Below are 11,981 nucleotides of genomic sequence, written 5' to 3' on the forward strand. Positions count from 1 at the left end.
TCGCGCAGCGAGTCGGCGCGGCTGCGCAGGGTCTCGTGCACCTGGGCGCCCTCGCTTCCGGAGGAGCGCATGATGGCCCCCACGTCGCCCAGCTCCGGGATGCCGATCCGGTCGGCCAGCTCCTGGAGCTCGTCCCAGGGCGAGTGCATCTGGAGCTGGGCGATCCGCAGCGCCTCCCGGATCCGGTCGAAGACCCAGCCGTCGCAGACCGCCGCCGCGCGCCCCAGCGACTGCACCGGGCCGTGCGCCGCGGAGAGCTGCAAGGCCACCAGGTCCAGGTAGGTGCAGACCGCCTGGCGGAACTCGTCCCGCGCGGCGTCCGCCCGGGCCAGCACCGCCCGGTGCGCGAGCAGGCCGGCGACCAGCGCCAACCCCAGGCTCCCCACCACGGGTACGGCCAGCCGGCAGCCGCCACCCCGCCCAGGAAGAGCACGGCCGAGGCGACCGCCGGCGTGGCGAACCCGACCAGCGCGGAGAGCCAGCACCGACAGGGCGTACTGCTCGGGGTCCGGTCGAGCAGGGCGAGCTGCCGGTGCGGCGGGCGCAGCCAGCGGGAGACACCGGCCGAGCCAGTCCGGCCCACTCCCGGCCACCGGGGCCTGGCCGGGCGGCTGGTGCAGCCGGCGCAGCGCCGGGCCGAGCGCCGGGGTGGCCGGCAGGGCCTCGCGGACCACCAGGAACAGGCCCAGCCCGACGGCCGCCCGCCCAGCACGGCGACCGCCAGCTGCCAGTTCACAATCATGCGATCGCCTCCTCCGGGTCGGGTGCCGGCAGGAAGCGCGCCGGGCGGGGCGGCTGGCTCATCGACCGCACCCAGACCAGCAGCCCGACGAAGGCCGCCCCGAGCACCGCCATCACCAGTTGCCCGACGACCGTCCCGTACGGCTTCACGTAGTCGCTGTTGACCAGCCCGTACGCGAGCGTGGCCAGGGTCATCCCGGTGAGGAAGCGGACCGCGAACCGGGGCTGCGTCCGCTTCGCCTCGACCTCGCGCCGGGTGGCCACCTCGGCCGAGGCGGCGGCGGCGATCGAGCCGAGCACGTCGCCGAGGCGCTCGCCCCGGTCGGTGAGGTGCAGGATCAGCGCCGCCACACCTGGTCGCAGACCGGGTCGGCGATCTCGTCGGCGAAGGCCAGCAGGGCGGATTTCGCCAGCCAGCCGGCCTGGAGGCGGGCCGCCAGGGTGCGTACCTCCTCCTGGATCTCCTCCGGCGCGGTGGCGATGGTGCCGATGATGGCCTGCTGGAGCCCTGGCCGGTGTTGGAGATGTCCTTGAGCCGCCGGGTCCACTCGCCGACCGCTCGATGCGGGCGATGGCCCGCTGCTCGGCGCGACCACCGCGAAGAGCCACGGCACGCCGGGCACCGCGAGCCCCACCAGGAGGCCGACCACCGGCAGCCCGGTGAGCAGGAAGGCCAGCGCGCCGGCCACGACGGCCGCGCCGAGCAGCACCTGGTGGCGGTGCTGCTCCCGGCGGCCGGCCCCGGAGCCGGTCCAGAGCCGGCTCAGCCCGGGCCCGGCGCCCGCCGCCGACCGGGGCGGCCGGCGGGTGCCGACCAGCGCGACCACCGCCAGCACCAGCCCGGCCACGCACGCGGCCCCGGAGACCAGGGCGATCAACTCGATGGTCGTCATGAGGTCACCGCCGCCCCAGTCGGGTGTGCCGGGGCCGCCGCCAGGCGCCCGTGCCGGCCTCGATGAACCGGGTCAGCAGCCGGGCGTCGTAGCCGACCCGGAGCAGTTGGTCGCGGATCCGCTCGGGCAGGTGGCGGGCACCGCCCGGCCGTCCGGTCCCGGGCCGAAGACGCTGGTGGTGGTGATCCGGTTGCCCTCGCCGACGCCGATGACCTCCTCGACGTGCGAGACGAAGCGGTGCTTGCGGCCGCCGATCGCCGTCTCGTCCTCGACCGTGACGTAGACGATCAGGTCCAGCGCGTTGCCCGCCATGCGGCGGGCCTGGTCGACGGTCATCTCCCGGCCGTGGGCCAGCGCCAGCTCGATGATCCGCTCACCCACCCCGGCCGGGGTGCGCGCGTGGATCGTGCACATCGACCCGCGGCTGGTGGTCATCGCCTGGAGCATCGGCACGATCTCCCGGGACCGCACCTCGCCGACGATGATCCGCAGCACGCCCATCCGCAGCGACACCGGGATGAGGTCGGCGATGCTCACCTCGCCGGCGGGCCGCCCGTCCAGCCCGCGCTCGCCGTGCCCCTCCCGGGACTCGAAGCTCATCACCGCCCGGTGCTTGTGCCCGCGCCGGGCCGGCAGCAGCTCCCGGCTCTCCTCCAGCAGCACGTACGGCTCGTCGGCCGGGATCTCGTCCATGAGCGCGCGGATGACAGTGGTCTTCCCGGCCCCGGCCAGCCCGGCGACCATGATGTTCAGCCCGGCCCGCATGGACGCGCGGAGGAAGTCGCGCAGCAGCGGGTCGATCATCTCGTCCAGGTCGGGCCGGCCACCGGCGATGTCCTCCAGGCTCACGGCGAGCGTGTTGTGCTTGCGGATCACCGCGTACGGGCGGTGGCTGACCAGGAAGACCGCGGCGAGCCGGCTGCCGTCGGGCAGTTGCAGGTCGAGCGTCGGCTTGGAGGTGGACAGCGACCGCTCGGTCGCCCCGGCCCGGCGGGCCGCCGCCTGGAGGATCTCCACCAACTCGTCGTCGCTGTCGGCGATCGGCTCGGCCCAGTCCACGCCGCCGCCGTGCCGGGTGATGCGCACCTGGTCGCAGCCGAGGATGTGCACCTCCTCGATGGTGTCGTCGACAAGCAGCGTCTGGAGCCGGCCCAGACCGACCAGCTCGGCGGTCACCTGGTCGAGCAGCAGCCGCTCCTCGTCGGCGGCCATCGGCGTGCCGGCCCGGCGGACCGAGTCCGCGTACGCGGAGACCACGGCGACGGCCAGCCGGGCCCGCTCGACCTCCTCGGCGTCCGCGTCGAACTCCCGGCCGCGCTGCCAGAGGGTGAGCCGCTCGCTGAGTTCCCGGCGCAGCTCGCGGACCACCGCGAAGTCGACCCGGGGGCGGGGCGGCGGGGGTGGCGGCGCGACCGGTACGGCGGGCGCCGGGGGCAGGTGGTGCCGCGCGTTGGGCGGGACCAGCGGCGGCACCGTCGAGGTGGCGCCGGGCTGCTGGCCGCGCGGGTCGTGCGAGACCGGCTCAAACCGCACCGGACACCCCCGGCGTGCTCGGCGCGCTCACCGCGCGGGGGGCCGGGGCTCCCGGCCAGGCCAGCCGGGCCCGCCGCCGGTCCAGCAACGCCCGGACCGGCACCTCCAGCGCGCCGGCCGCGCGCATGAGCGGCCGGTTGGCGCGTACGGTGCCGCCGTGCCCGAGCACCTCGGCGGTACGCGGGTCGTGCGGCAGCCGGGCGATCACCGGCAGCCGCAGCGCCTTGCTGATCTCGCTGCCGCCGTGCCCGTCCCCGACCACCAGCAGGCGCAGGGTGCCCGGGGGATCCGGTGCTCGGCGAAGTCCCGCTCGATGGCCTTGACCGTGGCGCGGGTGGCGGACAGGTCGGGCAGGTGGGCCCGGGTGACCAGCAGCACGACGGCCGCCGCCCGCAGCACCGGCCACGGTGGATCACCGACCTGCAACCGGCCACAGTCGACAACAACGTCGTATGGCGGGACGCCCCGCTCCAGGCTGGTGAAGAAGTCGGCGAAGCGCTGCCAGAGCGGGGTGACGCTGCCGGCCTGGGCCGGGTCGACCACGCCGGGCAGCAGCAGCCGCTCCCGCCTCGGCGCGTCCAGGTCGACGAGCTGGGACCAGAAGGCGTTCTCCAGGTTGCCGTCGCGCAGCTCCCCGACGGCCAGTTCGCCGAGGCCGCGCGGGCCGTCGAGCGCCCCGCCCAGGTAGCCGGCGAGGATCGAGCCGCCCGCCGGGTCGCACTCGGCCAGCACCAGCCGGCGGTGCCAGCTCAGCGTGGCGGCCAGCGCGGCGGTGGTGACGCCCGGCGACCCCTTCGCCGACACCATGGCGATGATCGCCATCAGGCCGCCTCGGTGAGCACGAGCGCGATCCGGTCGTCGGCCGCCAGCGCCACCACGGCCGGCACGTCCCGGATGGCCAGCGCCAGGTAGACCACCACGTCGTCGTTCTCCGGCGTGGCGGTGTCGATCACGGTGGCCTCGAACCGGGTGCCGCCGCCGCGCGTGGCCTCGGTGCCACCGGCGCTGGTGTCGGGTGTGCTGACCAGCAGCACCTTGTCGCCGGGGTGCAGTTTGCGGGCCGGCACCTGGCTCGGCTCCAGCCCCAGCGCGAGCTGCTGCTGCCCGGGGCCGAGCAGCGGCGCGTCGGTGAGCTGGGCCGGGGTGAGCAGCGTGCCGGGGGTGAGCCGGACGGCGGCCCGCCGGCCCAGCACCTCCTTGATCCGGTCGGCCCGCACCGGCTGGAGTTCCCGCCCGCCGGACACCCGCACCGGGACGAGGTCGTCGGCGGTGAGCTGCCGGCCGACCTCGACCGGCCGGGCCACCGCGAGATAGCTGCCGGTGGAGCGCACCGAGGTGACCGCGAAGGCCGCGCCCAGGCCGCCGAGGGCGATCAGCAGCACGGCCAGGCCGAGCAGGCCGGGGCGGATCCGCCGCTGCCGGACCACCTTGGGCGGCGCCACCGGCGCGTCCAGGGGAGTCCCGTTCCGCGTCGCCACACTCACTGCGTCATCTCCGTTCGCGACTGCGGGGCTCGCAAACCCGGCTCACTCCTCGCGCTCACCGTGTCACCACCTGAAGTTCGTTGATCTGCACCGGGACCGTTCCGCTGACCCGGCTCTGGGCGATCTCGCCGCTCTCGCCCCCGCCGGACCACTCGACGGTCCAGAACGTGGTGGCGCTGACCTGGTAGGTGCCGGCCCGGGCGTAGCCGCGGTCGTAGCCGCAGTCGGGCGAGGTGCGCCCGGCCCGGGGGCCGTCGGCGGTGTAGGGCGTGCCCGGCCCCGTGCAGGTGACCTGGGTGCCGTCGCCCATGGTCCAGACGATCCGCGTGACCCGGGCGGTGATCTCGACGGTCAGCCCGCGGTCCGAGGCGGAGGCGCGCAGCGGCCCGAAGTAGGACGCCCCGCCGCTGGCCCACATCCAGACCGGCAGCCCGACGAGGCCGGGACCCTTGCTGCGTCGGGGCGCGACGGCGACCCGGGTGGCAGCAGCGAGATCGAGGCCAGGGCGCGGCGGGCCAGTTCCTCCGGGTCGGGCGGCGCGCCGTAGCCGGGCGGCGGCCCGTCGCGCAGCACGACGCTCTGCGCGCCCAGGTCGCCGCCGTTGCAGGTCCGGACGTACCACTGCTGGCCCTCGGGGGCGGTGGGCTGGGGCTCGGCCAGCTTGTAGTAGCAGCCGTCGCCGTTGTTGAACCAGCCGAGCAGGTCGTCGTAGCAGGGGATGACCCGGCCGTTCCACTGGCACTTCGCCGCGGCGCCGCCGCCGTCCCCGCCTCCTCCGCCGGGGTCGCCGCCGCCGCCCGGCCCGCCCGGGGTGCCGGGTTCGTCGTCCCAGACGTTGCAGTCGTTCTGCCCGGGCGGGCACTCGCCGCCGGGGTTGCCGGCACGGGCGGACGCGCCGGTCGCCAGCAGCGCGGGCGCGCCGGTCAGCGCCAGCAGCAGCGCGAGCCCGGCGGTGAGCAGCAGCCGGCGGGGCGTCCCGGCCCGGGCCGGCCGGGCCGGGACACCCCTTCCTCCCCAGGTCAACACGGCTGGTCCTGGTGTCCGGCGCCGGCGCTGATCAGCCACCGGCCGTCCGGGTAGCGGGTCGCGGTGGCGGTGGCCAGGTAGCGCCCGCCGCGGGTGCCGGGGACGACCCGGCGGTCCTTGGCGTAGACGAGGCGGTAGCCGGTCGCGTCCAGGCAGTCCTGGATCTCGACGGTGGGCGGATCGGCGGCCAGGTCGACCGCGACGACCGTGGGATCGGAAACGAGTCTTCCGGTACGCATGGCGCCGTGCTCCTTCGCCTCGCGAATTGCCACCCGCACCCGGGTCAGCAACGGATCCGCCACGAATCGGGCCAGTGCGGGATGGGCCGGATCGCTGCGCGCGCTCGCCGCCCGGGACGCGTCGAGATAGCCGGAATAGGCGGCGAGCGCGGCCTTTCCGGCTGATTCCTCCTCCGGCGCCGGAATGCGCGACGGGTGCGGCGGCGCCCCCGGCCAGCGGGCGGGTCGCCGCCTCCGGCTCGCTGCCGCAGCCGCCGGTGGCGGCCAGTAGAGCAAGGCTGAGCAGGCAGATTTCCCATCGGCGGGATTGCCGTGTGCGCAACGCCGGGCCCTCCTCGGTGGCGGCCCGGGCCGCATCAACGCACTCCGGCATGCCCGGAGTGGCGGTTGACGGACCCGGGCCGCCACCGAGGAGGGCCCGGCGTTGCGCACACGGCAATCCCGCCGATGGGAAATCTGCCTGCTCAGCCTTGCTCTACTGGCCGCCACCGGCGGCTGCGGCAGCGAGCCGGAGGCGGCGACCCGCCCGCTGGCCGGGGGCGCCGCCGCACCCGTCGCGCATTCCGGCGCCGAGGAGGAATCAGCCGGAAAGGGCCGCGCTCGCCGCCTATTCCGGCTATCTCGACGCGTCCCGGGCGGCGAGCGCGCGCAGCGATCCGGCCCCATCCCGCACTGGCCCGATTCGTGGCGGATCCGTTGCTGACCCGGGTGCGGGTGGCAATTCGCGAGGCGAAGGAGCACGGCGCCATGCGTACCGGAAGACTCGTTTCCGATCCCACGGTCGTCGCGGTCGACCTGGCCGCCGATCCGCCACCGTCGAGATCCAGGACTGCCTGGACGCGACCGGCTACCGCCTCGTCTACGCCAAGGACCGCCGGGTCGTCCCCGGCACCCGCGGCGGGCGCTACCTGGCCACCGCCACCGCGACCCGCTACCCGGACGGCCGGTGGCTGATCAGCGCCGGCGCCGGACACCAGGACCAGCCGTGTTGACCTGGGGAGGAAGGGGTGTCCCGGCCCGGCCGGCCCGGGCCGGGACGCCCCGCCGGCTGCTGCTCACCGCCGGGCTCGCGCTGCTGCTGGCGCTGACCGGCGCGCCCGCGCTGCTGGCGACCGGCGCGTCCGCCCGTGCCGGCAACCCCGGCGGCGAGTGCCCGCCCGGGCAGAACGACTGCAACGTCTGGGACGACGAACCCGGCACCCCGGGCGGGCCGGGCGGCGGCGGCGACCCCGGCGGAGGAGGCGGGACGGCGGCGGCGCCGCGGCGAAGTGCCAGTGGAACGGCCGGGTCATCCCCTGCTACGACGACCTGCTCGGCTGGTTCAACAACGGCGACGGCTGCTACTACAAGCTGGCCGAGCCCCAGCCCACCGCCCCCGAGGGCCAGCAGTGGTACGTCCGGACCTGCAACGGCGGCGACCTGGGCGCGCAGAGCGTCGTGCTGCGCGACGGGCCGCCGCCCGGCTACGGCGCGGCCGCCCGACCCGGAGGAACTGGCCCGCCGCGCCCTGGCCTCGATCTCGCTGCTGCCACCCCGGGTCGCCGTCGCGCCCCGACGCAGCAAGGGTCCCGGCCTCGTCGGGCTGCCGGTCTGGATGTGGGCCAGCGGCGGGGCGTCCTACTTCGGGCCGCTGCGCGCCTCCGCCTCGGACCGCGGGCTGACCGTCGAGATCACCGCCCGGGTCACGCGGATCGTCTGGACCATGGGCGACGGCACCCAGGTCACCTGCACGGGGCCGGGCACGCCCTACACCGCCGACGGCCCCCGGGCCGGGCGCACCTCGCCCGACTGCGGCTACGACCGCGGCTACGCCCGGGCCGGCACCTACCAGGTCAGCGCCACCACGTTCTGGACCGTCGAGTGGTCCGGCGGGGGCGAGAGCGGCGAGATCGCCCAGAGCCGGGTCAGCGGAACGGTCCCGGTGCAGATCAACGAACTTCAGGTGGTGACACGGTGAGCGCGAGGAGTGAGCCGGGTTTGCGAGCCCCGCAGTCGCGAACGGAGATGACGCAGTGAGTGTGGCGACGCGGAACGGGACTCCCCTGGACGCGCCGGTGGCGCCGCCCAAGGTGGTCCGGCAGCGGCGGATCCGCCCCGGCCTGCTCGGCCTGGCCGTGCTGCTGATCGCCCTCGGCGGCCTGGGCGCGGGCCTTCGCGGTCACCTCGGTGCGCTCCACCGGCAGCTATCTCGCGGTGGCCCGGCCGGTCGAGGTCGGCCGGCAGCTCACCGCCGACGACCTCGTCCCGGTGCGGGTGTCCGGCGGGCGGGAACTCCAGCCGGTGCGGGCCGACCGGATCAAGGAGGTGCTGGGCCGGCGGGCCGCCGTCCGGCTCACCCCCGGCACGCTGCTCACCCCGGCCCAGCTCACCGACGCGCCGCTGCTCGGCCCCGGGCAGCAGCAGCTCGCGCTGGGGCTGGAGCCGAGCCAGGTGCCGGCCCGCAAACTGCACCCCGGCGACAAGGTGCTGCTGGTCAGCACACCCGACACCAGCGCCGGTGGCACCGAGGCCACGCGCGGCGGCGGCACCCGGTTCGAGGCCACCGTGATCGACACCGCCACGCCGGAGAACGACGACGTGGTGGTCTACCTGGCGCTGGCCATCCGGGACGTGCCGGCCGTGGTGGCGCTGGCGGCCGACGACCGGATCGCGCTCGTGCTCACCGAGGCGGCCTGATGGCGATCATCGCCATGGTGTCGGCGAAGGGGTCGCCGGGCGTCACCACCGCCGCGCTGGCCGCCACGCTGAGCTGGCACCGCCGGCTGGTGCTGGCCGAGTGCGACCCGGCGGGCGGCTCGATCCTCGCCGGCTACCTGGGCGGGGCGCTCGACGGCCCGCGCGGCCTCGGCGAACTGGCCGTCGGGGAGCTGCGCGACGGCAACCTGGAGAACGCCTTCTGGTCCCAGCTCGTCGACCTGGACGCGCCGAGGCGGGAGCGGCTGCTGCTGCCCGGCGTGGTCGACCCGGCCCAGGCCGGCAGCGTCACCCCTCTGGCAGCGCTTCGCCGACTTCTTCACCAGCCTGGAGCGGGGCGTCCCGCCATACGACGTTGTTGTCGACTGTGGCCGGTTGCAGGTCGGTGATCCACCGTGGCCGGTGCTGCGGGCGGCGGCCGTCGTGCTGCTGGTCACCCGGGCCCACCTGCCCGACCTGTCCGCCACCCGCGCCACGGTCAAGGCCATCGAGCGGGACTTCGCCGAGCACCGGATCCCCCGGGCACCCTGCGCCTGCTGGTGGTCGGGGACGGGCACGGCGGCAGCGAGATCAGCAAGGCGCTGCGGCTGCCGGTGATCGCCCGGCTGCCGCACGACCCGCGTACCGCCGAGGTGCTCGGGCACGGCGGCACCGTACGCGCCAACCGGCCGCTCATGCGCGCGGCCGGCGCGCTGGAGGTGCCGGTCCGGGCGTTGCTGGACCGGCGGCGGGCCCGGCTGGCCTGGCCGGGAGCCCCGGCCCCCGCGCGGTGAGCGCGCCGAGCACGCCGGGGGTGTCCGGTGCGGTTTGAGCCGGTCTCGCACGACCCGCGCGGCCAGCAGCCCGGCGCCACCTCGACGGTGCCGCCGCTGGTCCCGCCCAACGCGCGGCACCACCTGCCCCCGGCGCCCGCCGTACCGGTCGCGCCGCCACCCCCGCCGCCCCGCCCCCGGGTCGACTTCGCGGTGGTCCGCGAGCTGCGCCGGGAACTCAGCGAGCGGCTCACCCTCTGGCAGCGCGGCCGGGAGTTCGACGCGGACGCCGAGGAGGTCGAGCGGGCCCGGCTGGCCGTCGCCGTGGTCTCCGCGTACGCGGACTCGGTCCGCCGGGCCGGCACGCCGATGGCCGCCGACGAGGAGCGGCTGCTGCTCGACCAGGTGACCGCCGAGCTGGTCGGTCTGGGCCGGCTCCAGACGCTGCTTGTCGACGACACCATCGAGGAGGTGCACATCCTCGGCTGCGACCAGGTGCGCATCACCCGGCACGGCGGCGGCGTGGACTGGGCCGAGCCGATCGCCGACAGCGACGACGAGTTGGTGGAGATCCTCCAGGCGGCGGCCCGCCGGGCCGGGGCGACCGAGCGGTCGCTGTCCACCTCCAAGCCGACGCTCGACCTGCAACTGCCCGACGGCAGCCGGCTCGCCGCGGTCTTCCTGGTCAGCCACCGCCCGTACGCGGTGATCCGCAAGCACAACACGCTCGCCGTGAGCCTGGAGGACATCGCCGGTGGCCGGCCCGACCTGGACGAGATGATCGACCCGCTGCTGCGCGACTTCCTCCGCGCGTCCATGCGGGCCGGGCTGAACATCATGGTCGCCGGGCTGGCCGGGGCCGGGAAGACCACTGTCATCCGCGCGCTCATGGACGAGATCCCGGCCGACGAGCCGTACGTGCTGCTGGAGGAGAGCCGGGAGCTGCTGCCGGCCCGGCGCGGGCACAAGCACCGGGCGGTGATGAGCTTCGAGTCCCGGGAGGGGCACGGCGAGCGCGGGCTGGACGGGCGGCCCGCCGGCGAGGTGAGCATCGCCGACCTCATCCCGGTGTCGCTGCGGATGGGCGTGCTGCGGATCATCGTCGGCGAGGTGCGGTCCCGGGAGATCGTGCCGATGCTCCAGGCGATGACCACCAGCCGCGGGTCGATGTGCACGATCCACGCGCGCACCCCGGCCGGGGTGGGTGAGCGGATCATCGAGCTGGCGCTGGCCCACGGCCGGGAGATGACCGTCGACCAGGCCCGCCGCATGGCGGGCAACGCGCTGGACCTGATCGTCTACGTCACGGTCGAGGACGAGACGGCGATCGGCGGCCGCAAGCACCGCTTCGTCTCGCACGTCGAGGAGGTCATCGGCGTCGGCGAGGGCAACCGGATCACCACCACCAGCGTCTTCGGCCCGGGACCGGACGGCCGGGCGGTGCCCCGCCACCTGCCCGAGCGGATCCGCGACCAACTGCTCCGGGTCGGCTACGACGCCCGGCTGCTGACCCGGTTCATCGAGGCCGGCACGGGCGCCTGGCGGCGGCCCCGGCACACCCGACTGGGCGGCGGTGACCTCATGACGACCATCGAGTTGATCGCCTGGTCTCCGGGGCCGCGTGCGTGGCCGGGCTGGTGCTGGCGGTGGTCGCGCTGGTCGGCACCCGCCGGCCGCCCCGGTCGGCGGCGGGCGCCGGGCCGGGCTGAGCCGGCTTGGACCGGCTCCGGGCCGGCCGCGGGAGCAGCACCGCCACCAGTGCTGCTCGGCGCGGCCGTCGTGGCCGGCCGCTGGCCTTCCTGCTCACCGGGCTGCCGGTGGTCGGCCTCCTGGTGGGGCTCGCGGTGCCGGCGTGCCGTGGCTCTTCGCGGTGGGTCGCGCCGAGCAGCGGCCATCGCCCGCATCGAGCGGTCGGCGAGTGGACCGGCGGCTCAAGACATCTCCAACACGGCCAGGGCTCCAGCAGGCCATCATCGGCACCATCGCCACCGCGCCGGAGGAGATCCAGGAGGAGGTACGCACCCTGGCGGCCCGCCTCCAGGCCGGCTGGCTGGCGAAATCCGCCCTGCTGGCTTCGCCGACGAGATCGCCGACCCGGTCTGCGACCAGGTGGTGGCGGCGCTGATCCTGCACCTCACCGACCGGGCGAGCGCCTCGGCGACGTGCTCGGCTCGATCGCCGCCGCCGCCTCGGCCGAGGTGGCCACCCGGCGCGAGGTCGAGGCGAAGCGGACGCAGCCCCGGTTCGCGGTCCGCTTCCTCACCGGGATGACCCTGGCCACGCTCGCGTACGGGCTGGTCAACAGCGACTACGTGAAGCCGTACGGGACGGTCGTCGGGCAACTGGTGATGGCGGTGCTCGGGGCGGCCTTCGTCGGGCTGCTGGTCTGGGTGCGGTCGATGAGCCAGCCGCCCCGCCCGGCGCGCTTCCTGCCGGCACCCGACCCGGAGGAGGCGATCGCATGATTGTGAACTGGCAGCTGGCGGTCGCCGTGCTGGGCGGGGCGGCCGTCGGGCTGGGCCTGTTCCTGGTGGTCCGCGAGGCCCTGCCGGCCACCCCGGCGCTCGGCCCGGCGCTGCGCCGGCTGCACCAGCCGCCCGGCCAGGCCCCGGTGGCCGG

1 protein-coding gene and 13 pseudogenes are annotated in these 11,981 nt (G+C 75.7%); 7 read left to right on the forward strand and 7 right to left on the reverse strand.

Features of this window, described 5'->3' with window-relative positions:
• From GA0070603_RS00005 to GA0070603_RS00035, 7 genes and pseudogenes are all read right to left on the reverse strand, one after another.
• Positions 1 to 739: pseudogene (locus GA0070603_RS00005) on the reverse strand (type II secretion system F family protein); the annotation flags it as partial.
• A pseudogene (locus GA0070603_RS00010) lies at positions 739 to 1,678 on the reverse strand (type II secretion system F family protein). The pseudogenes GA0070603_RS00005 and GA0070603_RS00010, both read right to left, overlap by 1 nt.
• Positions 1,639 to 3,167 (reverse strand): annotated as a pseudogene (locus GA0070603_RS00015) (TadA family conjugal transfer-associated ATPase). The pseudogenes GA0070603_RS00010 and GA0070603_RS00015 overlap by 40 nt, the downstream one beginning before the upstream one ends.
• Positions 3,157 to 3,989: pseudogene (locus GA0070603_RS00020) on the reverse strand (CpaE/TadZ family protein). Before GA0070603_RS00020 ends, GA0070603_RS00015 begins: the two co-directional pseudogenes overlap by 11 nt.
• The gene (locus GA0070603_RS00025) at positions 3,989 to 4,651 is read right to left on the reverse strand and encodes an SAF domain-containing protein (protein WP_091305366.1); all 663 of its coding nucleotides are present in this window, start codon (positions 4,649 to 4,651) and stop codon (positions 3,989 to 3,991) included. The pseudogene GA0070603_RS00020 and the gene GA0070603_RS00025 overlap by 1 nt, the downstream one beginning before the upstream one ends.
• A gap of 55 nt (positions 4,652 to 4,706) precedes the next feature.
• Positions 4,707 to 5,677: pseudogene (locus GA0070603_RS00030) on the reverse strand (hypothetical protein).
• A pseudogene (locus GA0070603_RS00035) lies at positions 5,671 to 6,238 on the reverse strand (hypothetical protein). Before GA0070603_RS00035 ends, GA0070603_RS00030 begins: the two co-directional pseudogenes overlap by 7 nt.
• 102 nt (positions 6,239 to 6,340) lie before the next feature.
• Here GA0070603_RS00035 and GA0070603_RS32445 point away from each other — a divergent pair.
• The 7 pseudogenes from GA0070603_RS32445 to GA0070603_RS00070 form a co-directional block, all read left to right on the forward strand.
• Positions 6,341 to 6,908: pseudogene (locus tag GA0070603_RS32445) on the forward strand (hypothetical protein).
• Positions 6,902 to 7,873 (forward strand): annotated as a pseudogene (locus GA0070603_RS00045) (hypothetical protein). The pseudogenes GA0070603_RS32445 and GA0070603_RS00045 overlap by 7 nt, the downstream one beginning before the upstream one ends.
• A 55-nt stretch (positions 7,874 to 7,928) precedes the next feature.
• A pseudogene (locus GA0070603_RS00050) lies at positions 7,929 to 8,592 on the forward strand (SAF domain-containing protein).
• Positions 8,592 to 9,421, forward strand: a pseudogene (locus tag GA0070603_RS00055) (CpaE/TadZ family protein). The pseudogenes GA0070603_RS00050 and GA0070603_RS00055 overlap by 1 nt, the downstream one beginning before the upstream one ends.
• Positions 9,411 to 10,928 (forward strand): annotated as a pseudogene (locus tag GA0070603_RS00060) (TadA family conjugal transfer-associated ATPase); the annotation flags it as partial. The pseudogenes GA0070603_RS00055 and GA0070603_RS00060, both read left to right, overlap by 11 nt.
• Positions 10,901 to 11,827: pseudogene (locus tag GA0070603_RS00065) on the forward strand (type II secretion system F family protein). The pseudogenes GA0070603_RS00060 and GA0070603_RS00065, both read left to right, overlap by 28 nt.
• A pseudogene (locus GA0070603_RS00070) lies at positions 11,827 to 11,981 on the forward strand (type II secretion system F family protein); the annotation flags it as partial. The pseudogenes GA0070603_RS00065 and GA0070603_RS00070, both read left to right, overlap by 1 nt.

This window comes from Micromonospora chersina (assembly GCF_900091475.1).
GTDB classification, from domain to species: Bacteria; Actinomycetota; Actinomycetes; order Mycobacteriales; family Micromonosporaceae; genus Micromonospora; species Micromonospora chersina.